This is a genomic window from Chitinophaga polysaccharea, assembly GCF_007829335.1.
Lineage (GTDB): Bacteria > Bacteroidota > Bacteroidia > Chitinophagales > Chitinophagaceae > Chitinophaga > Chitinophaga polysaccharea_B.
This window is the reverse complement of the sequence record NZ_VIWO01000001.1, coordinates 556,709-579,579: the sequence shown is the minus strand read 5'-3', so window position 1 is coordinate 579,579 and position 22,871 is coordinate 556,709. Positions and strand designations below refer to the sequence as shown.

Here is a 22,871-nt window from a genome sequence, read left to right as displayed (position 1 = left end):
TTATGAAAGAAATCAAGTATCCGCAACTGTTGATTACATTGGCATTTGGCCTGATCATCTGGTTTATTCCTGCACCGGCGGGTGTAAAGGAAGAGGCCTGGCACCTGTTGGCTATTTTCCTGGCAACGATTGTCGGTATTATTATAAAAGCTGCCAGCATGGGCACCATGTCTATGATCGCTATCACGCTGGTAGCAGTTACCGGGGTGCTGGCGCCGGGAAACCCTTCCAGATCCATTACACTGGCACTAAGCAGCTTTGGAGATAAAGTAATATGGCTGATCGGCATCTCTTTTTTTATTGCCCGGGGATTCATAAAAACGGGCCTGGGCAAACGGATAGCCTACCTGTTTATTCGTGTATTTGGTCGCAGCTCACTGGGACTGGCCTACGGACTGGGGTTGGCCGACCTGGTGCTGGCGCCGGCAGTACCCAGCAATACTGCCAGGGGAGGAGGAATTATTTACCCTATTATGAAGTCGATGGCCATGAACTTTGGTTCTGTTCCCGAAGATCCAGCCACCCATCGTAAGTTGGGCGCCTATCTCACGTTGAACAGTTACAATATGAATCTTATTACCTCATCGCTGTTTTTAACCGGTACGGCCAGCAACCCGATGTGTCAGAAGTTTGCCAAAAATATGGGCATCGACATTACCTGGATGTCCTGGTTTACGGCGGCCATAGTGCCTGCATTGCTCTCTGTTATTGCCGTTCCCTGGATACTCTATAAAATATACCCGCCCGAGCTCAAATCTACCGGCGATGCACCGGCGATGGCAGCAGAGAAGTTGAAGGAAATGGGACCTGTTCACCGCAATGAGTGGTTGATGTTATTGGCCTTCGTGATCCTGTTATTCCTTTGGATTACCGGTGATTTATTTGGTATCGATGCTACTACTACGGCGTTGATAGGACTTGTATTCCTGTTGATATCACAGGTGCTTACCTGGGAAGATGTAAAGTCGGAAAAAGGAGCCTGGGATACGATCGCATGGTTTTCTGCCCTGGTAATGATGGCAAGTTTCCTGAATACTTTGGGCTTTATTCCCTGGTTCAGCGACCTGATTAAACAGCAGGTGGGCGGCCTGCAATGGACGGTGGCTTTCCCGATAATTGTGCTGGTGTATTTTTATAGCCATTACATTTTTGCGAGTGCTACAGCTCATGTGGCGGCCATGTATTCCGCCTTTTTAGGAGTGGGTGTTTCTGTTGGAATTCCAGGTACTTTGCTGGCGTTGGTGCTGGGTTTTTGCGGTGGCATTTTTGGAACGCTCACACATTACGGACATGGTCCTGCGCCGGTATTTTTCGGGAGCACTTATGTAGATCTGAAAGACTGGTGGAAATGCGGGTTTCTGCTGAGTATTGCGCTGATTATTATCTGGATGGGTGTTGGTGGTGGCTGGTGGAAAGTAATCGGTATCTGGTAAACGTGGAGAAAAAAAGATATTATGGGTCAACGGAAGCAACAAACTTTATCGAGAAAAAACTGGATGGCCTTTACGGGGCTGTTCCTCTGCCTTTACCTGGTGATACACCTGGCAGGCAACCTCCAGTTGTTTTTGCCGGAAGAACGGGCGCACAGGCAGTTTAATCTCTATTCCCATATTCTGTCGGGTAACCTTATTATTAAGGCAATTTCCTATATCCTTTTTGCCAGCATCATTGGTCATGTGGTATATGCTATTATTATCACGGTGGCCAATAACCGGGCGAGAAAGGTCCGGTATTACTACGATCGCAGGGGAACTGCCAGTAAGTGGTATAGCCGCAATATGGGCCTATTGGGAACTATTATTTTTATTTTCCTGGTGATGCACCTGCGCGATTTCTGGTACGTCTACAAATTTGGGCAGTTGCCAATGGATGCTGACGGGCATAAAGATTTGTATGTATTGGTGGTCGGTGTTTACAGTGAGTTGTGGTATGTGATACTGTATGTGATTTGCATGATCGCGCTCTGTTATCACTTGCTGCACGGTTTTTTCAGTGCTGCCAGAACATTGGGATTATATCATCCGCGTTATGCGCAAGCAATCAGGATTTTTGGCTGGGTGTTCAGCATTGTTATTTGTACCGGATTTGCTGCGATGCCACTGTATGTTTATTGCTTAAAATAGTTGGTTATGCTGGACGCAAAAATACCCGCGGGACCACTTGAAGAGAAGTGGAATTATTACAAGGCCCACGCAAAGCTGGTGAACCCGGCCAATAGAAAGAAACTGGAAGTGATAGTAGTAGGGGCTGGACTGGCAGGCAGTTCTATTGCTGCTTCGCTGGGAGAAATGGGATATAGTGTGAAATGTTTCTGTTTCCAGGATACGCCCCGCCGTGCTCACTCTGTGGCTGCGCAGGGCGGTGTGAATGCTTGTAAGAACTATGAGAATGACGGCGACAGTGTATACCGCATGTTTTACGATACGATTAAAGGCGGTGACTTTCGGGCAAGAGAGGGAAATGTGTACCGGCTGGCAGAATGCAGCGCCAGCCTGATTGATCAGGCGGTGGCCCAGGGCGTACCTTTTGGCCGGGAATACGGCGGGTACCTGAACAACCGTTCCTTTGGCGGGGTACAGGTGTCCCGTACTTTTTATGCGAGGGGGCAGACCGGGCAGCAGCTGTTGCTGGGGGCTTACCAGGCGCTGATGCGGCAGGTGGGGGCTGGTAGTGTACAATTGTTTGCCCGGCATGAAATGCTGGACCTGGTAGTGATAGATAAAAAGGCCAGGGGGATTATTGTACGCAACATGGATACCGGTGTGCTGGAACGTCATGGGGCGCATGCGGTAGTACTGGCTACCGGCGGATTTGGCAAAATATACTACCTGTCTACGCTGGCTATGGGGTGCAATGGTTCCGCTATCTGGAGAGCACACAAACGAGGCGCTTTTATGGCTAATCCCAGTTGGACACAGATACATCCGACCAGTTTGCCTCAATCGGGCGAATACCAGTCTAAGCTTACATTGATGTCGGAATCGCTGCGGAATGATGGCCGTATCTGGGTGCCGGTAAATAAAGACGAACAACGGGAGCCCAACCAGGTTCCGGAAGAAGAAAGAGATTATTACCTGGAAAGAAGATACCCGGCCTTCGGTAATTTATCGCCCCGCGATATTGCGTCGAGGGCGGCCAAAGAGCGTATCGATGCAGGTTTTGGAATAGGACCACTGAAGAACGCTGTATACCTGGATTTTTCGAGGGCAATAAAAGACCAGGGAGAAGATAAGATACGGAAGAAGTATGGCAACCTGTTTCGCATGTACGAAAAAATTACCGGGGTAAATGCCTACCTCGAGCCTATGCGTATTTCACCTGCCGCGCATTTTTCAATGGGCGGCCTATGGGTGGATTATGAACTGATGACCACCATCCCGGGATTGTTTGCTTTGGGAGAAGCCAACTTCGCGGACCATGGAGCTAATCGCTTAGGGGCAAATTCTCTCTTGCAGGCCAGTATTGACGGCTATTTTATAGCGCCTTATACTATGGCTAATTACCTGGCAGATGAAATAAAAGCAGGGTCCATAGATATACGCCACGCTGCCTTTGCCGCTGCAGAAGAAAATGTGCAGCAGCAATTACATATGCTGATGGGCATACAGGGTAATTTAAGTGCGGATTATTTTCATAAAACATTAGGTAAAATATTGTACGATAAATGTGGATTGAGCCGATCGAAAGTAGGATTGGAAGCGGCTATTAAAGAGATTGTGGCCTTACGGGAAGAATTCTGGCAACGGTTATATGTACCGGGTGGTTACGCTATCAACAGCGAACTGGAAAAGGCCGGGAGGGTAGCCGACTACCTGGAGCTGGGAGAGTTGATGTGTTATGATGCCCTTACCCGCAACGAATCCTGTGGTGCGCATTTTCGCACAGAATACCAGACGCCCGAAGGAGAGGCGCTGCGCAACGACCAGGACTTTTCTTTTATTTCAGCCTGGGAATGGGCCGGGGCAGGCCAATCGCCACTGCTGCACAAAGAGTCTTTACATTTTGAATTTGTAACACCTACGGTGAGAAGCTATAAATAATAAATTAACGGGTATGCGTATACGACTAAAAATTTGGCGCCAGGAAAATGAGCATGATTCCGGGAAAATGATGAGCTATACGCTGGAAGATATCAACCCGCATATGTCTTTCCTGGAAATGCTGGACACCTTGAATGAGCAGTTGTTAAAAAATGGAACCCGCCCGGTAGAATTTGATCACGATTGCCGGGAAGGAATATGCGGACAATGTGGTGTGATGATCAATGGCCGCGCGCATGGACCTCTAAAAAATACAACTACCTGTCAGCTGCATATGCGCACCTTTAAGGATAATGAGGAGATTATTATAGAGCCATTTCGGGCCACCGCTTTCCCGGTGAAATGTGATTTAAAAATAGACCGGTCTGCATTTGACCGGATTATACAATCTGGTGGATTTATTGCTGTGAATACGGGGCAAGCACCGGAGGCGAATAGTATTCCTATTGGTTCACCAGAAGTAGAAGCGGCTTTTGATGCAGCGGCCTGTATTGGTTGCGGAGCCTGTGTGGCGGTGTGTAAGAATTCCAGCGCAGCATTGTTTACCAGTGCAAAAATAGCGCACCTGGCACTATTGCCCCAGGGGCAAATAGAAGCACAAGCACGGGTGAGAAATATGATAGATCAGATGGACAGGGAAGGCTTTGGCCACTGCAGTAATACGGAGGCTTGTGAGGTCGAATGTCCGCAGCAAATTTCTGTATTGCATATTGCCCGTATGAACTATGAATACAACAAAGCGCAGCTACTGAAAAAATAGTGCACTCCTTTCCTATAAGCATATACGTAGTAATACCTATTTTGTAAGATATTTTCTTACATCGATGTTTATTTGAAAAATAGGGTGTAAATTTGCATCCGTTTGAATACCGAATATATGCTGTTGCTATCCGAGTTGCAATCGCAATAGTGTTAACCCCGGTGAATTATTAGTAAAAAGGGTTTGTGACCGACCCCCCAAAAAAGAAAATAATAAGATGACACATTGTAAAATGTTTGTGGTAGCCCTGCTGCTCATGGTAGCTATGGTGGCTTGTAACCTCAATCCCAAAGAAAACACAAAAGAAGTAGTTACCGTAGAAGGACAAGCAGGTAATTTCCTGATTATCAAAGGACATGGTTTTAGTGAAAACAGGAACCAGAATAAGGTGGTTTTTGGCAATGTAACCGCGAAGGTGCTGAGTGCCAATACCAATAGCCTGGTGGTACAGGTGCCTGTACAATCTGCTGCTACCGTGCCTGTAATGGTAACGGTTGGAGATAATGTATCCAACGCAATGCTGTTTGCCTATCATGCCAAACTGGTAGCCTCTAAATTTTAAAAACAATTAAATTAAAAGCAGTGGGTAGCGGTCTTTTCAGGCCATCTACCCATTGTCTTTTAAATGCTTTTTTTTTGCTACACTTGCAGTATGTACAGCACTTTCCAGCCACATCCTTTATTGGTTGCTTATGTAGATGCATACTGGGTAAGTATGACTACGCAATTTTCGCAACAGCGGATTTTGCCGGATACCTGTGCCGATATCATTTTTAATATCAGTGATCAGCCGGTTGCTGCGGGTAACAATGCTATATGCATAGCGCCCAATACTGCATTCGTAGTAGGTACGATGACCGCTTTTCGTGATATTAACAGGCAAGGTAATACCGGTATGTTAGGAATCCGTTTTAAACCAGGAGGCCTTCATGCTTTTACGGCATTGCCTTTGCAACTGGCTACCGACGAACATCTTCTGCTCAGCGACATTACACACGACTGGCATGCGCGGCTCGAGCCCTTGCTGGAAAAAGCACCATCAATTTCAGAAAAGGTTAACAGCCTTGAAAATTTCCTATTGCAGCGATTGCCAGCGAACAATATTGTTGCAAGTAAAATCCAGGAAAGCATTCACCTGATCCGCCAATCGAATGGAAGTATAACGCCTGCAATGCTGGCAGATAAAGCGTTTATGAGTACCCGTACTTTTGAAAGGAATTTTTTACAGATGATAGGCGTATCTCCCAAAACGTTTTCACGGATCGTGCGGTTTATGAGTGTGCGCCGTGAGTTGAAGAAGGAGAAATCGGCCACTTTGCTATCTCTGGCATTGGAGCATGGTTTTTATGATCATGCGCACCTCACCCGCGAATTTAAGTTATTGGGCGGCGACAACCCCAGCTGCTGGCGGTAATAAGCTTACCTCCCGGCATTTAATTTATTATTCAATTAAGCTGCTATGCGACAGAAATTAACATTGATCACGCGTGCAGGACCTTCCACGCGCCATCCGGTTTTATGAACAGGGGCTTGGGTGGAAAAGATCGCCTGCCAGTGAAGAGGAAATTGCATTCTTCCCATTGGGAGGTATGGTGCTGGCGCTTTATTCCAGGGAGCGCCTGGCGGAAGATGTGGGCATTCCCGCCAGGGGTAGCGGCTTCGGAGGACTTACACTATCGTACAATGCCATCGACCGTGCTGAAGTAAATGTGGTCATGGAGCAGGCGCGCAGCGCGGGTGCGCAGATTGTGAAGCCGGCACAGGAAGTATTCTGGGGCGGCTATAGTGGCTACTTCCGCGATCCCGACGGTCACCTGGTGGAGGTTGCGCATAATCCGTTCTGGGAATTGAATGAACAGGGCGATGTAATATTGCCGTTGTAAGATATTGACACTAAAAAGCCTGACTAACGCATGCGAAATACGATAGTCAGGCTTTTTAGTTTTAATGAAGGCAGCTATTTATCCTGCATGCCAAACATTAGTATAATTTTCCCGTCTTTATACAGGTTCAAAGTTTGATCTGCCACGTCATAGTGATAGGAAGCTTCGCTGAGTAATTTCAGGAAATCTGCCTCCCTGCGCATTACGGCAGGGTCGGGGCAAGCCATGCGGGTGCTGACAGCCTGTGCAAACTTAATCTGGTCGCCCGTGGCATTGTATCCGCCGGAGATACTGTTACATCCACCCTTGCCATGAAAGCGTTTTTTTTCGGTGTCAAATTCAATCCATATCCCGGAGTCAGTCAGTGTGGCATCATTGAGTTTGATGACGTTCCATTTTTTGCTGCCGATAAACGTCCACTGGTTTGGAGTTGTGGCAGTAGTAGATTTATCTTCCATGGCAAATTGCATCACGAGGTGGTCGTTTTCAAAGAGGTTGATGGTACCATCTGTAAGCGTGTATTTGAATGTATGCCCGCCTAGCGTTTTCAGGAAATCGGCTTCCCGGCTCATTACACCGGCATCGGGGCAGGCCATAAAAGTACTTACTGCCTGTGTGAAGGTAACGGCATTGTTGCCAGTGGAATAACCTCCGGAAATATTGTTACAGCCTCCTTTGCCATAGAAGCGGTTCTTGGCGGGATCAAATTCGAGCCACACGCCGGAGTTGCTGATACTGGCTTCGTTTAAACGCGTCATTACCCACTTTTTGCCGCTGATGCTGGCCCAGTCGGTGTCGCCATTGCTGCCCTGATCCTGTCCGGCGTCTTTATCCTGCAATTTGAACTGCAGTACAGGTTTACCATTTTGCAGGAGATGCACTTGCTGACCAACTACCTGGTATTTGAACGTGCGATCTCCAAATTGTTTGAGGAACGAACCTTCCCGGCGCATCAGGCTTGACTCACAGGCCATCAGGGTACCAGCTACTTTGGAAAAAGTGATACTGTTGCCGGAAGTAGAAAAGCCTCCCATCAGGCCGTTACAGCCACTTCTTCCATGGATACGTTTCTTATCTGTATCAAATTCCACCCAGATCGCCTCATCCGGCTGGTCGGCATTATCCATCTTTGACAGTATCCATTTTTTGCCGGCAATGCTTGTCCACTGGCTATTGGCAGCAGTAACACGCACTCTTTTTTTCTCCAGCACTTTCACTAATGTATATTTTACATTGGGAGCATCTGCTGGTGGATTTTTTACAGGAGTGACCTTCACTCTCAATTTGTAACGGTAGCCCGGAGTGTATTTAAACCCGTTAATATTTGTATAGAAGTTAGACCAGTCTGCGTTGGCAGATTCCTTTACCTGCAGGCATTCCATAGGAGCTACGCCGGTACAGGGTTCTTTAGATTCTTTTACATAAATAATCTGTGTTTTGGTGCTGGGTTGCTTTTGCTGTACCGGGGCCAGAATAGTAGTGGCGAACGTAATCGCTAGTTCAAATAGCATAAAATATAGATTTTAATAATTAACAACAAAAGGAGCCATGAAGTTTACCTTTTGTTAGATTATGCTATATTTTGCAAAAACGCTGCCAGTCTGGCTATCAGCTACCCATTATTAGCTAATGGAGCCATGGTAGACTATTTGGCTGGGTGCCCCCAGTAATTGTACGATAGATTCATAATAGGTCGCCTTATCGGGTGCCGGAAGGCTGATAACGGTAACATCGTTTGCTTTCAGCAGGTCCAATTTATATTTTGAAGAGGGCACATAGTCGTTCGGGATATAGTAATAAATTTTGTTAGGTACCGGTACATTTTTGTGATGGAATTTCTGCCTGGCCCGGTAAGTAAGCAGCCACCAGAGGTCTGTTTCCACAAAATCGAGTGATAAACCGAAGATGTGAATGTCTTCTGTGAAGAACAGGTCTATCCAGGAATGGAAATATACCTGCCTGGTGTGGATACGTTTGAGTAAAGAAGGTTTTGGAACTTCTTTAGACGTATATACGGTACCGCTGACTACATAATTACGCATCAGCTGTAACTGGCCACCATAGTGCTCAAAGCCCAGGTTAATGCTCATCGGATTCAGACAGTCGCCATGTATATGCCAGTAATTGATATCGTTGACACTGTATTTCCTGAAAATGCTGTAAAACTTTTCGTTGATAATACTGGTGTTCTCTAATGGTGTAATTCCCTCCAGTGTAAATTCATAGTTGGTGGTGAGGATATGCGCTGGCCTGAGCGCCCGGATGGCGCTATGAATGCCGTTGCCCTTGATTTCCGCTGCCTTAATGGCAATAAAGGATTTCAGGTCTTTTTCCCGTATCCGGTGGTTTTTACTGGCTGTCAGGAAAATTTCCTCATATAGCAGGGGAAAGGGTTTTTTCTCATCCAGTACTACGGTATCATTGGCATGGCAAAAGGAGATGATATCTCCCAGCAGGTCCTTCCAGCTTTGTCCCCGGGAGATGTTGTTAATGTCGTTTCCGATTAATAAAACAAGGTTTTTCATAGCAGATGCATTCTTTTAGGGTGGTTAAATCAACAAAACAGGGTCGGTTCTTTTCAAATTTTCAATTGCAAACTATGGCCAGTAGCCGCAGCTGATGGTGTTCCGGTACGTTCATGGCATAAAGATACCAACGTGCTACGCAATGTATATGTGATGTTATTTATCCGGGGTATTATCTTTCCAGGCCCACAGATAGCGGCAGGCATGAGTGCGGTAGGGCGACCATTTCGCCGATATCCGGCGCAGCTGATCGCGGAAGGCTTTTTTATCGTCCCGGTCCAGTTTGTAAAGCTTTATCATGGCCTGTTGCAGCCCCCAGTCGTCCAGGGAAAATATATCGTCCCTGCCCAGGAAAAACATGAGCAGCATTTCTACCGTCCAGCGACCTACTCCTTTGATCTGGGTAAGATACGTGATCACTTCCTCATCGTTCATTTTCCGGAGCTTCGCATCTGTTAATTTCTCAGCAATCACAAACGCGGCTACATTATGTACATAGGTTACTTTGGCATTGGATAATCCTATACCGCGGAGCGTAAGCGCCGGCGTATCGAGGATTTGCTGCGCGGTGGGTTCTTCGCCAGCATAGAGATTTAAAAAGCGGGCATAAATGACATCTGCTACTTTGGTAGATAGCTGCTGGCTCATAATAGAGCCAATCAGTTTGAGCGCAATGTTTTTTCGTATAGGCAAGGTTGACAAAGGACCCGTAATAATCTTTTGCAGCTTCTTGTCCTTGCTGAGATGTACCTGGTAATGAACCGGCTCGGCTGCCGGAGTGCCGTTTGACCTGGGCATAAAACAGTGTTTTAGTTGATACGTCTTATCATCCACTACTCCGGCGCCTTGACCGGGTTATCAATAATTGAAAGGCTGTGTATAAATAACCTGCAATAGGGTTTGACCCACTGCTTTCAGTGTTTTGCGGTCTATTACATCCATGTTATCATTCTGTGTGTGCCAGTGTGGCGCAAAGTCGTTATTGGCCTGTAATGCAATGATATCGAATGTAGGAATGTTGGCAATCGTATTAACCGCGATGTGATCGTCGGTAATATAGGCCCCGTTATTTTCGTAGCGGAACAAATCAGAGTAGCCCAGTTTGTTAGCTACATCCCAGAACATTTTCATTTGCGCAGGGGCATATTGTTTGGAAGAGCCTTCCATATAGAACTGCGAATTGCGACCGCCCACCATGTCGAGCAAAATGCCATAGTTAGCCTTGTAGCCAGGTATGTGCGGGTTGTGTGCCCAGTATTGGGTACCGAGACAAAACGAATTTTCATCGCTCTTCGCGCCATAATCTTCCACGTCTACCAGCAGGATGTCTACGCCGGCTTCTGGTTTCTGCTGCCGCATCTGCCGCGCTACTTCCATCAAAACAGCTACGCCGCTGGCGCCATCATCTGCGCCATCCAGCTTTTTGGTTTTATCGAAAGCATCTTCGTCAGCCCAGGGACGGGTATCCCAGTGCGCGAGCAACAGGATGCGTTGTTTGGCAGCAGGATTGAAGCTGGCGATGATATTAATACAGGGTAGTTTTTCTTTTTTGGGACCAATAACCGTGGTTCGTTGTACATATACGGTATCTGCCCAGGGGCGTAAACTGCTGATCAGCCAACTGGCACATTTTTCCTGTGCCGGTGTATTCGGGATTCTTGGCCCGAAGCTTACCTGTTTGGCAGTATAAGCATAGGCAGAATCGGCCTGGAAGACAGGTACCGGCACATCTATTTTAGCTACTTTACTGGCGCCGGTGCTGTCGTTGTTATTATCAGTAGTCTGGCTATTCTGCTGGCAAGCGCCGGCCGTTATGGCCAGCGCTGTCAGTGCAATAAGAGCTTTACGCATTATTTCAGGTGTATTTTTAATATTATTGAAGACTGTAGGAAACGGTACCGTCTTTCTCATCTTTTAACTGTACGCCGATAGCCAGCAGCTCATTCCGGATTTTGTCGGAAGTAGCGTAGTCCTTGCGGCTCTTAGCTTCTTTACGCATCTCGATCAGCATCTTTAATACCCCATCCAGTTTATTGTCTTCTCCTGTAATGGTTTCCTGGCGTATACCCAGGATATCTACCAGGTAAGTTTTCCAGGTTTCCTGCAACAGGCGGAAAGTTGTTTCGCTGATTTCGTGCATTTTTATCTGTCCGCCTTTCAGGGAGTTCACTACCGACGTTGTTTCAAACAGGTTAGCCAATACTTTTGCCGTATTGAAGTCATCGTTCATGAATTCGGCGCATTCCAGGCACCATTGGCGTACCTGTTTGTCCAGTTCTTCGTTGAGCGGTTGACCGGCAGCTGCGTTGTAGGAAAGCTTTTGCAAAGTTTCATAGGCTGCCCATAAGCGTTGTAAACCTTTTTCGGCGCCCTGCAGGGCCTCATTGGAAAAATCCAGTGTACTGCGGTAATGCGTTTGCAACACAAAGAAACGGATGGTCATAGGGCTATATGCCTTTTCCAGCTGAGGGTTATCGCCGGTAAACATCTCCGTAAGCTTAATGGTATTGCCATAAGCTTTCCCCATTTTACGACCATTGATGGTAATCATGTTATTGTGCATCCAGTAACGGGCCATCATATCGCCGTGTGCAATTTCGCTTTGTGCAATCTCGCATTCATGGTGTGGAAACTGAAGGTCCATACCGCCACCATGGATATCGAACTGGTTACCCAGGTATTTGGAGCTCATGGCAGAGCACTCGATGTGCCATCCAGGGAAACCCTCGCCCCATGGGCTTGGCCAGCGCATAATATGTTCGGGGGGCGCCTTTTTCCATAAAGCGAAATCGGCTTTGTTTTGCTTGTCATCCTGGCCCTCTAGTTCCCTGGTGGTTTCCAGCATGTCTTCCAATACGCGTCCGCTAAGGATACCATAGTCATAACTGGCGGCATATTTTTTTACATCGAAATATACACTGCCATCTACCTCATAAGCATAGCCTTTTTCCATGATTGTTTTAATCATTTCAATCTGCTCAATGATATGGCCGGTAGCGGTAGGTTCTATGCTGGGTTCCAGGTTGCCGAATTGCAGCATGGCCCAGTGAAACAGGTTGGTATATTTCTGCACCAGTTCCATGGGCTCCAGCTTTTCCAGTGTGGCAAATTTGGAGATTTTATCTTCAGCGGCACGGCCTTCTTCCTCAAAGTGGCCGGCATCGGTAATGTTACGTACATAACGCACTTTGTAGCCCAGGTGCTGTAAATAGCGATATACCACATCAAAGGTAATATAGGGGCGGGCATGGCCCAGGTGCGATTCACCGGATACAGTAGGTCCGCATACATACATGCCTACGTGGCCGGGTGTTAATGATGTAAATACTTCTTTTTGACGGTGTAATGAATTATATATCCTTAGTTCTGACATATGCTGTAAATGACAGATGTCAACGGACTTAAACAGGCTGACATCTTATTTTTTATTGATGGATGGCAAAGATAAAAATTGTTTTCCGGGTATAGTAAAACTCGCGCAACAACATCGGTCAGCCATAAAAGCATAATTCATTTTCATAATATGTGTAATTATTTATTTACCTGGACTTCCGTTTTACCGCTGCCGATTAAGCTCATATTGGCAATTACAGGATAATGGTCAGACAGGTCTGACGTGATTTTCCGGAAGCTATTCACTTTAAAATAGTTGCTTACAAAAACATAATCAATACGCAATGTAGGCGCCAGCCCTGTAAAAGTACGTCCTATTCCCAAACCTTTTTGCAGAAAAGCGTCCTGCAGGTCTCCTTTAATGGTAAAATAGGTGTACGAGGCCGGGGTATCATTGAAATCGCCACAAACAATAACCGGGTAAGGGCTCTGACGAATAAAACCGCCTACAATATCCGCCTGTTGACTGCGGCGGATATACGCCTCTCTCATTTTCTGGATGATATTTTTAGTGGCTTTCAGGCCAGTATCTTCCTGGTTCTTGATTTTCCTGATATCGGAATAATCCCGTTCATTGAAACGATAAGATTCCAGGTGCATGTTAATAACACGGATAGTATCGGCTCCTTTTACGATATCGGCATATATCAGGCTTTCGCTACGGGGGCCCATACTCATTTTAACCTTATCGGACGCGATGATCGGGAAACGGGAATAAATAATAGATCCCCAGTGCTGCATACCATTCCGGTTAAAATCGCTGGAAAAATAGCGATATGGTAATGCCATCTCTCGGGAAATATCCTCCCGGTTGTTGAAATCATTCTTTCTCTCGGAAGTATAAAAATCCTGGAAGCAGGCAATATCCAGCTCCTGTTTTTTGATCATGGCAAACATTGCCTGCCGGTTGTATTTACTGTCCTTTTCACGGTATAGGCCAAACTGGCTTACATTATAGCTCATCACGGTGAGGCTGCTGCTATCGGCAGCGGGCTTATTGCCCGATGGCATGTGAAACGCCACAAAAGCGCTAATAGATTTCCACCCCAGCAACAGGGCGATCAGTGATAATAAGGCATAGCGATAATTAAAAAATAGCCATCCTAAAAGGAATATTACCAGCAACGCCAGCAGGAACGGGAAGGCCAGCGTTAAAAAGCTGATGGGCCAGAACCATGCCGGTGAAATATAAGGCGCTAAACAAGCACCCAGAAAAAGTAATACTACGGCGAAGTTGATGGTCAGAAAAAATCCTTTCGTAAATAGTCTTAAAAATCGCACCGCGTCATACTTTGTTGAAGTACTAAAGTTAGTGTTTTTTCAATGACAGACAGGCCATAACCGGGAAATGCTCCGATGGCGTTACCGGGAAAACCTGTCCGCCGTGGATTTCAAAGGAAGGCTGCGGTAAAATGTAATCTATCCGCAGGGAAGGCGACAGGTAGGAGAGGGTACGCCCCCAGCCACTGCCTGTTGCCAGGAACACATCTTGTAAATGCCGGCTAACCGTTTTATAGGTAAATGATGCCGGCGTATCGTTGAAATCGCCGCAAACGATCGTGGGGTATGGGCTGGCTGCCATAAGACCTGCCAACTGAACGGCCTGGGCAGCTCTTTTTTCAACCGCATGCCGTATTTTATACAACAGGCCTTTCCCTGGCAGGGCTTTCATCTGTTGATAATCCTCACTGTTGAACATATACGAAGTTAGCTGTACCGAAAACACCCGGATAGTGTCACTCGCTATCGCCACATCGGCCTGTAAAAAAGTGCTGCCGCTGCCCGCTTTGCTTTCTCCACAGGGGATAGCAGTAGCCGCTATAATCGGGTAACGGGAAAATAATACAATACCGTAGCGCCAGGTATTCCAGTGTATCTTATCCTGCGTAAAGAAGTGATGGGAATAACGACCGCTCAAGCGGATATTTTCCAGATGCTGTCCCTTTTCCCGCTCGTCGTTCGTATAAAACTCCTGTATACACAGTATATCCGGGCTGGCTTTTTCCAATACGTCATAAATAGCCCGGATCCGGGCTGTATCAGATTGGTAAGCGCGGAGCCCCATACTGCTGCTGTTATACGTCATCAGCGTAAACTGGCCACTGCCGGGTTTTACCGCCTGAGGAAACACATGAAGGCCCCACGTATCCAATGCGGCCGGTATGCCACACAATACAGTGATCACATTTGCCAGCAGGTACTTTTTGTTTTTATGCCACCAGCATAAGGGAATAAAAAGTATACAGGCAAGGAAAAGAAAAGGGAAAAACAGGCCTGCAAAACCAATTATCCAGCATCGACCGGGATTGAGGTAGGGAAGCCAGGTACTCAGTAGTAGCGCCGTTATCAGTAACAGGTGCAGCCACTGTAAACAGCGTTTAAGTATAATGATCAGCATAGGGGAACAAGCAATTATAGTGATATCGGCTAAAATACGACATAAAAAAGGAGACACAAATGGTGTATCTCCTTTTAAAAAAATATATGACGCTTAACTACTCGGTGCGGCTGGCTCTCAGCAGGGTTTCCCTTTCTTCAGGAGATAAGGAAGCCAGTCCGTTTTCGTTTATTTTATCAAGAATTTCATTCAGCTTTTGTTCCGGCACTTTACCAATGCGTCTGAAGGGTTGTTCAGCTTCAGTTACTGTGGCCTTTTTTTTAAGATCGTCCGGGTTTATCTGTTGGGAAGCAGGATGGAATACGTGTGTGAGCTTAAAGGAGAGCCTGTTGAAACCAGCGCCCCAGTCGCTTCCTTTTTTCCACTGCCACATATATAACCAACCGGCCAATCCTCCGCCTGCCAATACAGGAAGGTAAGTATAACCATAGGAAGATGTCATTAATAAGGCACTGACGGAAAGCGAAATAAAGAGCAGCGTTACTATCCACAGGGAAATACCGCCTCCCAGCAACGGGAATATCCGGTAGCGGGGTGCGATGGCGGTAACGCCAATAGCGATGGCCATAATGCTGCCGGAGGCGCCCAGGAAGTATTCATTGCCGGCCAGTGCATGAAAAGAGGGGATTAGCTGCATAGCTGCCACATAAAAGAGATTGCCGCAAATGCCACCAAAGAGATATAACGGCAATATCCGCTGGTGGCCTGCCAGGTGTTGCATAAATGTGCCGAAACACCACAGCCACACCATATTGGTAAATACCTGCCAAACACCGATATGCGTAAACAACGAAGTAACCAGTGTCCACGGGCGCGTTAATAATTTGGCCGGATCGCCGGGAAGCCTCAGCCAGGTCATAATATCCTGGTGAAACCTGGGCTCGCCCACATCTTCCATCTTATAGATCACCAGGGTAAAAAGCAGAAAAATAAAGATGGTAAGGTTAGCCACTAATAATTGTGTTACCATATTTCTTCCTTCTCCTAAAGAGAGGCGGGGTAATTTCTCCTTTTCCAACGCATGCATGGTACAAATATTTTTCAATACAAATTTACGGCTTTAATACAGTTGTATTAATAAAAATCTGAGCGTCTTTTAGACCAGCCCCGCAGTAGGAGGTAGGCAAAAAGTGCACCGCCGAGATGCGCAAAGTGCGCCACATTATCGCCGGCGGAATTCTGAATACCAGACCATAATTCGGCCAGTATCATAAACCCTACTATATATTTCGCTTTTACCGGAAACATGAAGTAAATGTACATGTACGTATTGGGAAACAGGTAGCCGAATGCGAACAGGATGCCATATACAGCTCCCGAAGCACCCAGCGTAGCGCCGCTGCGGTACATGTGTACATAATCCCGGACATATAAACGGGCAATATCAACGGCCTGGGGATCGTGGTTGGCCAGGGCAGTTTTCAGACTTTCCATACTGTTTGTACCATTACCCAGGTCAAATTTGCTATCCAGCAAGGCAAAGTTGCTAAAAGAAGGATCGTTGAGGAAATTATTGGCGTAATGGGTCAGGTTCATGTTTTCATAGGTAAGAACACCCATATGGCATAAAGCCGCGCCCAGTCCGCATACCATGTAGAAAATCAGGAACCGCTTAGGGCCCCAGAGGTTTTCCAGCGTGGCCCCGAACATCCACAACGTAAACATATTAAAGAGCACATGCGTAATGCTTTTCGGATCGTGCAGGAAAAGGTGAGTGATGAACTGATGTGGTCTGAATAATTCAGAGCCCCAGTAATGCAGGGCAAACAAACGACTCAAATCATAACCATATCTGTTCAGCAGCGTAATCTGCACTAACCAAACCAGGCCATTAATGATCATCAGGTTTTTGATCACCATTGGCAGGTATTGAAATTTTCCGGGCCTGTACTCGTTCATTGTAACTTAGTTATTTACTCTTTTTTTCAACAACACCACATTTTCAATATGGTGTGTATGTGGAAACATATCTACCGGCTGTACCTTTTCCACTGTATAAAGTGCATCCAGCAATGCCAGGTCCCTGGCTTGTGTAGCGGGGTTACAGCTAACATATACAATTTTAGGTGCCGCAATTTCAAGCAGCTTATTAACCAGTTTTTCGTGCATTCCTGCCCGTGGAGGGTCTGTAATGACTACATCCGGTTGTCCATGATGCGCAAAAAATGCATCATCACAAATATCCACTACGTCGCCTGCAAAAAAAGTGGCGTTCGTAACATTATTCCGGGCGGCATTTTCCCGGGCATCATCTATCGCTTCCCTGATCAGCTCAATACCCACTACTTTACGGGCGTTGCGGGAAACAAAAATACCAATGCTGCCGGTACCACAATATAAGTCGTATACGATTTCTGACCCGGTCAGCCCGGCAAAATCCCGGGTAACCTGGTATAATACTTCTCCCTGGTAGGTGTTGGTCTGGAAAAAGGATTTAGGCCCTATCTTAAACACAAAATCTTCGAGCTTCTCTTCTGCATATCCTTTGCCAAAATAGGTTTTCGGTTCCAGGTCAAAAATAGAATCGTTTCCTTTCGGGTTAATGGTATACAGCGCCGTGGTAATAGCCGGTACTGTTTTCAGTAAATGATCCAGTAAAGCGATCCTGTTTTCTTTATCTTCATGGTGAATGACCAGGTTTACCATAATTTCCCCTGTGGTACATAACCGGATAACCAGGTTGCGCAGCCAGCCCTGCTGGGCACGGATATCGTAAAATGTAAGTCCATGCGCTACCGCATATTCCCGGATGGTATTGCGAATGAGATTAACGGGTTCCTGCATCAGGTAACACGTGTCTATGTTCAATACTTTGTCGAAAAGTTTAGGTACATGGAAGCCCAGCGCCGGCCTCACAGGTATTTCGCCATTGAGGGCTTTTACTTCCTCATTGGTAAGATAGGCCTTGTTGCTGAAGGTAAACTCCAGCTTGTTGCGGTAATGTTCGGTATGAATACTGCCAAGAATAGGCTCCATGGGGGGTAATTCCAGCTTGCCAATCCGTTGGAGGTGATCGGCTACCTGTTGCTGCTTATAGGCCAACTGTTGGGAATAAGGCAGCATTTGCCACTTACATCCGCCACAGGTACCGAAATGCTGGCAAAATGGCGCCACTCTTTTATCGGAATAGCTATGAAAGTGTACCGCCTTTCCTTCTGCCCAGTCCTTTTTATTTTTACTCAGCCGCACATCCACTACGTCACCCGGCACTACGCCGCCTTCTATAAAAATTACTTTCCCGTCATGACGGGCCAGGGCTTTACCCTCTGCCGCATAGGCAGTAACGGGTACATTTTCTAAAACAACATTTTTTTTCCTCACGGCTGCAAAGGTAATTGGAAATGCTGAATCCAACATAGGAATTCGTGTATTTACCGCTTACCACACCGCTTTCTGTTTTTGCTTTTTTCCGCTTACATTTACATATTGTTGTCAAATGTTATGCGTAAATTATTTGTTATACTGATAGCCGCTCTTTTAGGCCCATTGTATGCCGTCGCACAGGGATACCAGATTACCGTTAAGCTGAAAAATTATACCAGCGGAAAGTTTTTCCTGGCTCATTATATGGGCAGAACTACCTACCTGGCAGATTCGGCTGATGTAAGTACCACAGGCGACGCGGTGTTGAAAGGGAAGGAGAAACTATTGCCCGGCATCTATCTCCTGGTATTACCTGGTAAACAACAATATATTGAAACGCTGATCGACCGGCAACAGGTGTTCAGCGTGAGCATAGATACTGCGGACCTGGTCAATAAAACAGTTTATAAAGGAAGTCCGGACAACGACCTGTTCCTGGGGTATAACAAATTCCTGTTTCAGCAGGAATCGCTGAGCAGAAGCATACAAACGCAGCTACAAACCGCCAAAAGCGCCGCCGATTCCGCAAAGGTGCTGCCTTTGCAAAAGGAGCTGGGAAAGAAAATAGAGCATTTCCGGAACGACTTCATTACGCAACATCCAGGCACCATTCTCAGCACTATTTTCCTGGCCATGAAAGAGCCGGAAGTACCACAGCCACCCGCTGGAGCAGATTCGTCTTTCGCCTGGCGCTATTTCAAAAGCCATTACTGGGACCAGGTAGACCTGAATAGCGACCGCCTGGTGAGGACGCCCATCCTGGAAGGGAAACTGAAAAAATACTTTACCCAGTTGGTGGTGGCTAACCCGGATTCTATTATGGTAGACTGCGATGAAGTGATTGCCCGTACGCGTAAGAGCAAGGAAGCCTTCAAATTTGTTTTGTGGTGGCTTACCTATAATTATGAAAGTTCTCCTTATATGGGCATGGATGCGGTTTTTGTGCACCTGGTAGAGAAATATTATGTACCCGGAGAGGCTTTCTGGCTGAGCAATGAGCAGCTCAACAAAATTGTTGACCGGGCTTATACCATAGCGCCAAACCTGATTGGGAAGCAAGCTGCTCCGCTAGAGTTTAAAGATTCTTCCAATAACATGCTTTCCCTGTATAAAACGCCTGCCAAATATACCATATTGGTTTTCTGGGATCCTACCTGCGGACATTGTAAAACAGAGCTTCCCCGGTTGGATTCGGCGTACCGGGCCAGCTGGAAGCGTAAAGGGGTAACCATGGTAGGTGTGAAAACAGAAGGAACCCGCGAAGAATGGCTACAGTTTATTAACGAACATCATCTCAGCGGATGGGTACATGGCTCGGATCCGCAGGCAGCTACTAACTATCGCCGTCTTTATGACGTGTACAGTACGCCTATGATCTACCTGTTGGACGACAAAAAGAAAATTGTAGCAAAAAAATTAGGAGTAGAGCAATTACAGGAGTTCCTGGACCGGGATATGGCCAGGAGTGAAGCGCAAAAACATTGATCCACCGGGCATTTGCCGGGCAATGGTATACTGATTGTCAGCAAGTTATCTTGTTTTAACATTCCTTTGGCATAGTCTTTGGCTAGGAGGGGATGAAGCCTGGAAGGGCAGTTTACCTGACAAACAATCAGGGTATTCAGCCTTAACTAATTCCTGGCAAGCAAAAAACAGGGTTGCTATTAAAAAGCTGGCAAACAAAAAGTTAGCGGTGCTTTTGCCTGTTGGGCACCGCTTTTAACCATTGTAAAACAAAATTGTATGAAAAAATTAGTTTTATCCGTTGCAGCCTTGCTGGTAGCAAGTATGACTTTCGCACAGGTGCAATGGGGGATTGTTGCTGGTCCGCAATTTTCGAGCGTAACCACAAAATCTGCGAATTCCAGTAAAGAAACCAGTAAAATACTGACCAGTGTCAGAGCGGGTGTTACCGTAGATATTCCACTGGCAGATGAATTTTATATTGGAACCGGGTTATTGTATTCTGGTAAAGGAGGAAAAGATAAGAACTCCGATATGAAAACTACTTTATCTTACCTGGAGCTCCCCGTTAATTTCATGTTTAAGCCAGAAGTAGGTAGTGGCCGGCTGGTATTGGCCGCAGGCCCCTATGTTGCTTATGGCATAGGCGGAAAGTATAAAGACATTCCGGTAATTGGAGAACGGAAAGCGTTTGAAGATGAAGCAGGACTCTTACAATTGAAGCGTTTTGACGCTGGTGTAGGCATTAACGTTGGTTATGAATTGCCGGCAGGTTTATTCTTTGGCCTGAATACTGATTTAGGCCTGGTAAATGCCATGAAAAACACCGCTAATGATGCGAGCTTTAAAAACACCTCCTTTGGTGTATCCATCGGATATAAATTCGGCGGGAAATAGCGCTGCTACTATATGATTTTTTTATTAACCATCCGGGATTCCCGGGTGGTTTTTTATTATATATCGAAACCTTTGTTTACTTTAGTGCCCATAAACCAGTAACCGATTTAGTTATAGCAATATTTCCCCAACAAAATAAGCGTCGAGGTTTTCATTTTTTTATTATTTACCGAACCACTGATGAAGTTCTTTACACTGTTTTCTACTGCGATTGTAGTGATTGTACTGAATTCCCATGCGCAGGTGAGTTTAGGAATCCATGGAGGATACATTAATAGCGGGCTGGAGTCGTCTGGCACGAGTATCTCACGGAAACCTACAACTATGAACAGCTGGCATGCGGGAGTTTATTTTAATGTACCCCTTTTTAAGAATGGGTACCTGACACCGGGCCTCGATTATATTGTGAAGGGTGCCCGATGGGACTATACCATATCACATCCAACGGAAGTATTTACTTCAGGCACTTCCCGGATGAAATTGAGATACCTTGAGTTGCCAGTGAACATGGTGTATAAAGTGCCGATAGGTATTGGTAAGTTTACGATTGGTGCCGGGCCTTATGCCGCCTATTGTCTGAGCGGCAAGTACGATCTATCCGTTTATACCAATGGTAAAGAGGTGCAGTCTTCCTCGCATTCGCTGGATTTCAATGCATCTCCCAACATTTTTGGTACTGACATGAACCTGCAGCGATGGGATGCAGGACTGAACTTTACGGCCGGCCTGGAGTTCAATTGTTTTCTTACGCTGAAAGCCACCTATGGTTATGGTATGGTGGATATAGACAAATCAGCGAACAATGAATTTAAAAACCGTTATTGGGGAGTAAGCCTGGGGTTCCTGTTCGACAGGGAAGACTGGTAGGGCTAACCAACTACTTTATTTGTAAGAAAGACCGCCTTCCGGGGTGGTCTTTCTTATTTTTTTTAGAGATGGATAGGGGATAGGTCTGTTTACTGCGTCTTATTACCGAAAGATATCACCAACAGGTGACATCTTTCATTGGACAGTTATAATTAAAAGTGTGACAGTTATAGGGATATGCCACTACGTATCTACGTGATGGCATTTTTTTAATATGAAAGACAGCAAAAAAGGGAAAGACTTCCGTCCTTCCCTTATTTCATTATCAGTTATTTAGCAGATGATTACATGATAGCAGCTACTGCTTTCTGGATCACCTTAGGTTTACCGAGGGTATAATAATGAAGCACCGGAACACCAAATGCTTTTAATTCTTTTGATTGGGCAATCAGCCATTCGGTTCCTACCAGCTCAACATCCTTATCAGTCTTACATTTCAGAATTTCTGTAGACAGATCTGCCGGGATATCCACGTGGAAGATCCTGGGAAGCATGGTCATTTGTTTACGACTGGTCAATGGTTTTAACCCCGGAATGATAGGTACTGTAATACCCATTTCCCGGCACTTGGTCACGAAATCAAAAAATTTCTGGTTGTCGAAAAACATCTGCGTAACGATATAATCGGCGCCATTTTCCACTTTACGCTTCAAATGGGCGAGATCTGTTTGCATATTGGGCGCTTCAAAATGCTTCTCCGGGTAGCCGGCAACGCCGATGCAGAAATTGGTTTTAACGCCTCCCTGCAGGTCATCCTCCAGGTATACACCGTTATTCATATGAGCCACCTGGTCCAGTAACTCAATGGCATAGCTATGTCCATGAGGGTCGGGTTCGAAGAAAGTTTCATTTTTGGGAGCATCGCCACGTAACACCAACACATTGTCAATTCCCAGGAAGTTGAGATCTATCAGGGCGTTTTCTGTTTCTTCCCGGCTAAAGCCGCCACAGATAAGGTGAGGTACTGCATCTACGGTATAATGGTTCATAATGGCCGCGCAAATGCCTACTGTACCGGGACGTTTACGGATTTCCACCTTTTCAAAGGAACCATCTGCCTTCTTCTTGAACATATGCTCGCTGCGATGGTAGGTGACATTGATAAAAGCCGGCTTGAACTCCATCAGGGGGTCCAGGTGATCATAGATCGACTCAATGCTCTTTCCTTTCAGCGGGGGAAGGATTTCAAAAGAAATCAGCGTGTCTTTTGCCTGCGCAATATGTTCAGTTACTTTCATAAAGTTATCGTCTTTGAGGAATGGGGAAGATCCTGGTGCCCTT

Annotated in this window: 21 protein-coding genes; 10 read left to right on the top strand and 11 right to left on the bottom strand. The window is 46.2% G+C overall.

The genetic code is table 11. The features are described 5' to 3' along the window. The first annotated feature begins 2 nt into the window (after positions 1-2). From FHW36_RS02470 to FHW36_RS02440, 7 genes are all read left to right on the top strand, one after another. Positions 3-1,433, top strand: a complete 1,431-nt coding sequence (locus FHW36_RS02470) for an anion permease (RefSeq protein ID WP_145661722.1) — start codon at positions 3-5, stop codon at positions 1,431-1,433. Between the two features lie 21 nt (positions 1,434-1,454). Next, the gene (locus tag FHW36_RS02465; protein ID WP_145661721.1) at positions 1,455-2,123 is read left to right on the top strand and encodes a succinate dehydrogenase cytochrome b subunit; all 669 of its coding nucleotides are present in this window, start codon (positions 1,455-1,457) and stop codon (positions 2,121-2,123) included. A gap of 6 nt (positions 2,124-2,129) precedes the next feature. Beyond that, positions 2,130-4,040 carry a fumarate reductase/succinate dehydrogenase flavoprotein subunit gene (locus FHW36_RS02460; protein ID WP_145661718.1) on the top strand — a complete coding sequence of 637 codons (1,911 nt, stop codon included), beginning with the start codon at positions 2,130-2,132 and terminating at the stop codon, positions 4,038-4,040. A gap of 13 nt (positions 4,041-4,053) precedes the next feature. Continuing rightward, positions 4,054-4,800 (top strand): succinate dehydrogenase/fumarate reductase iron-sulfur subunit, encoded by a 747-nt coding sequence (locus tag FHW36_RS02455; protein WP_145661717.1) that lies wholly within the window; start codon positions 4,054-4,056, stop codon positions 4,798-4,800. A 217-nt stretch (positions 4,801-5,017) separates the two neighbouring features. Then, the gene (locus FHW36_RS02450; RefSeq protein ID WP_145661715.1) at positions 5,018-5,362 is read left to right on the top strand and encodes an IPT/TIG domain-containing protein; all 345 of its coding nucleotides are present in this window, start codon (positions 5,018-5,020) and stop codon (positions 5,360-5,362) included. A gap of 90 nt (positions 5,363-5,452) precedes the next feature. After that, positions 5,453-6,214, top strand: coding sequence for an AraC family transcriptional regulator (locus FHW36_RS02445; RefSeq protein ID WP_186452277.1), 762 nt, complete (start codon positions 5,453-5,455; stop codon positions 6,212-6,214). A 73-nt stretch (positions 6,215-6,287) separates the two neighbouring features. Then, complete coding sequence (locus tag FHW36_RS02440) at positions 6,288-6,683, top strand: VOC family protein (RefSeq protein WP_145661711.1); 396 nt, start codon at positions 6,288-6,290, stop codon at positions 6,681-6,683. A gap of 74 nt (positions 6,684-6,757) precedes the next feature. Here FHW36_RS02440 and FHW36_RS02435 read toward each other — a convergent pair whose 3' ends face one another. The 10 genes from FHW36_RS02435 to rlmD form a co-directional block, all read right to left on the bottom strand. Further along, positions 6,758-8,194, bottom strand: coding sequence for an META domain-containing protein (locus FHW36_RS02435; protein ID WP_145661708.1), 1,437 nt, complete (start codon positions 8,192-8,194; stop codon positions 6,758-6,760). Between the two features lie 111 nt (positions 8,195-8,305). Continuing rightward, the gene (locus FHW36_RS02430; RefSeq protein ID WP_145661706.1) at positions 8,306-9,208 is read right to left on the bottom strand and encodes a hypothetical protein; all 903 of its coding nucleotides are present in this window, start codon (positions 9,206-9,208) and stop codon (positions 8,306-8,308) included. 156 nt (positions 9,209-9,364) lie between these two features. Next, positions 9,365-10,006, bottom strand: coding sequence for a DNA-3-methyladenine glycosylase family protein (locus FHW36_RS02425; RefSeq protein WP_145661704.1), 642 nt, complete (start codon positions 10,004-10,006; stop codon positions 9,365-9,367). Positions 10,007-10,066: 60 nt separating this feature from the next. Beyond that, a complete protein-coding gene (locus tag FHW36_RS02420; RefSeq protein ID WP_222428981.1) occupies positions 10,067-11,059 on the bottom strand; it encodes a M28 family peptidase in 993 nt (330 codons plus the stop codon). 22 nt (positions 11,060-11,081) lie between these two features. Then, a complete protein-coding gene (gene cysS, locus FHW36_RS02415) occupies positions 11,082-12,581 on the bottom strand; it encodes a cysteine--tRNA ligase (RefSeq protein ID WP_145661697.1) in 1,500 nt (499 codons plus the stop codon). Positions 12,582-12,739: 158 nt separating this feature from the next. After that, positions 12,740-13,882, bottom strand: coding sequence for an endonuclease/exonuclease/phosphatase family protein (locus FHW36_RS02410; protein ID WP_145661693.1), 1,143 nt, complete (start codon positions 13,880-13,882; stop codon positions 12,740-12,742). A gap of 28 nt (positions 13,883-13,910) precedes the next feature. Next, positions 13,911-14,999 (bottom strand): endonuclease/exonuclease/phosphatase family protein, encoded by a 1,089-nt coding sequence (locus FHW36_RS02405; RefSeq protein ID WP_145661689.1) that lies wholly within the window; start codon positions 14,997-14,999, stop codon positions 13,911-13,913. A 97-nt stretch (positions 15,000-15,096) separates the two neighbouring features. Further along, entirely contained in the window at positions 15,097-16,026 is a 930-nt protein-coding gene (locus FHW36_RS02400; RefSeq protein WP_145661685.1) for a rhomboid family intramembrane serine protease, read from the bottom strand. 47 nt (positions 16,027-16,073) lie between these two features. Then, positions 16,074-16,898 carry a rhomboid family intramembrane serine protease gene (locus FHW36_RS02395; protein WP_222428980.1) on the bottom strand — a complete coding sequence of 275 codons (825 nt, stop codon included), beginning with the start codon at positions 16,896-16,898 and terminating at the stop codon, positions 16,074-16,076. A gap of 6 nt (positions 16,899-16,904) precedes the next feature. Next, positions 16,905-18,356: a 23S rRNA (uracil(1939)-C(5))-methyltransferase RlmD gene (gene rlmD, locus FHW36_RS02390; RefSeq protein ID WP_145661676.1), complete on the bottom strand. Its 1,452-nt coding sequence runs from the start codon at positions 18,354-18,356 to the stop codon at positions 16,905-16,907. Between the two features lie 84 nt (positions 18,357-18,440). Here rlmD and FHW36_RS02385 point away from each other — a divergent pair, with 84 nt between their 5' ends. From FHW36_RS02385 to FHW36_RS02375, 3 genes are all read left to right on the top strand, one after another. Further along, on the top strand, positions 18,441-19,847 hold the full coding sequence (locus FHW36_RS02385; RefSeq protein ID WP_145661671.1) for a TlpA family protein disulfide reductase: 1,407 nt from the start codon (positions 18,441-18,443) through the stop codon (positions 19,845-19,847). Between the two features lie 258 nt (positions 19,848-20,105). Then, positions 20,106-20,723: a porin family protein gene (locus FHW36_RS02380; protein ID WP_145661668.1), complete on the top strand. Its 618-nt coding sequence runs from the start codon at positions 20,106-20,108 to the stop codon at positions 20,721-20,723. Between the two features lie 180 nt (positions 20,724-20,903). Then, positions 20,904-21,590, top strand: coding sequence for an outer membrane beta-barrel protein (locus FHW36_RS02375; protein WP_145661663.1), 687 nt, complete (start codon positions 20,904-20,906; stop codon positions 21,588-21,590). A 284-nt stretch (positions 21,591-21,874) separates the two neighbouring features. Here FHW36_RS02375 and metF read toward each other — a convergent pair whose 3' ends face one another. Next, the gene (gene metF, locus FHW36_RS02370) at positions 21,875-22,828 is read right to left on the bottom strand and encodes a methylenetetrahydrofolate reductase [NAD(P)H] (RefSeq protein WP_145661661.1); all 954 of its coding nucleotides are present in this window, start codon (positions 22,826-22,828) and stop codon (positions 21,875-21,877) included. Between the last annotated feature and the right edge of the window lie 43 nt (positions 22,829-22,871).

Excerpts from the sequence above, each read along its gene's own strand:
- FHW36_RS02470 (WP_145661722.1), top strand. The coding sequence starts at position 3 with ATGAAAGAAATCAAGTATCCGCAACTGTTGATTACATTGGCATTTGGC.
- FHW36_RS02465 (WP_145661721.1), top strand. The coding sequence starts at position 1,455 with ATGGGTCAACGGAAGCAACAAACTTTATCGAGAAAAAACTGGATGGCC.
- FHW36_RS02460 (WP_145661718.1), top strand. The coding sequence starts at position 2,130 with ATGCTGGACGCAAAAATACCCGCGGGACCACTTGAAGAGAAGTGGAAT.
- FHW36_RS02455 (WP_145661717.1), top strand. The coding sequence starts at position 4,054 with ATGCGTATACGACTAAAAATTTGGCGCCAGGAAAATGAGCATGATTCC.
- FHW36_RS02450 (WP_145661715.1), top strand. The coding sequence starts at position 5,018 with ATGACACATTGTAAAATGTTTGTGGTAGCCCTGCTGCTCATGGTAGCT.
- FHW36_RS02445 (WP_186452277.1), top strand. The coding sequence starts at position 5,453 with ATGTACAGCACTTTCCAGCCACATCCTTTATTGGTTGCTTATGTAGAT.
- FHW36_RS02435 (WP_145661708.1), bottom strand. The coding sequence starts at position 8,194 with ATGCTATTTGAACTAGCGATTACGTTCGCCACTACTATTCTGGCCCCG.
- FHW36_RS02430 (WP_145661706.1), bottom strand. The coding sequence starts at position 9,208 with ATGAAAAACCTTGTTTTATTAATCGGAAACGACATTAACAACATCTCC.
- FHW36_RS02425 (WP_145661704.1), bottom strand. The coding sequence starts at position 10,006 with ATGCCCAGGTCAAACGGCACTCCGGCAGCCGAGCCGGTTCATTACCAG.
- FHW36_RS02420 (WP_222428981.1), bottom strand. The coding sequence starts at position 11,059 with ATGCGTAAAGCTCTTATTGCACTGACAGCGCTGGCCATAACGGCCGGC.
- cysS (WP_145661697.1), bottom strand. The coding sequence starts at position 12,581 with ATGTCAGAACTAAGGATATATAATTCATTACACCGTCAAAAAGAAGTA.
- FHW36_RS02405 (WP_145661689.1), bottom strand. The coding sequence starts at position 14,999 with ATGCTGATCATTATACTTAAACGCTGTTTACAGTGGCTGCACCTGTTA.
- FHW36_RS02400 (WP_145661685.1), bottom strand. The coding sequence starts at position 16,026 with ATGCATGCGTTGGAAAAGGAGAAATTACCCCGCCTCTCTTTAGGAGAA.
- FHW36_RS02395 (WP_222428980.1), bottom strand. The coding sequence starts at position 16,898 with ATGAACGAGTACAGGCCCGGAAAATTTCAATACCTGCCAATGGTGATC.
- rlmD (WP_145661676.1), bottom strand. The coding sequence starts at position 18,356 with ATGTTGGATTCAGCATTTCCAATTACCTTTGCAGCCGTGAGGAAAAAA.
- FHW36_RS02385 (WP_145661671.1), top strand. The coding sequence starts at position 18,441 with ATGCGTAAATTATTTGTTATACTGATAGCCGCTCTTTTAGGCCCATTG.
- FHW36_RS02380 (WP_145661668.1), top strand. The coding sequence starts at position 20,106 with ATGAAAAAATTAGTTTTATCCGTTGCAGCCTTGCTGGTAGCAAGTATG.
- FHW36_RS02375 (WP_145661663.1), top strand. The coding sequence starts at position 20,904 with ATGAAGTTCTTTACACTGTTTTCTACTGCGATTGTAGTGATTGTACTG.
- metF (WP_145661661.1), bottom strand. The coding sequence starts at position 22,828 with ATGAAAGTAACTGAACATATTGCGCAGGCAAAAGACACGCTGATTTCT.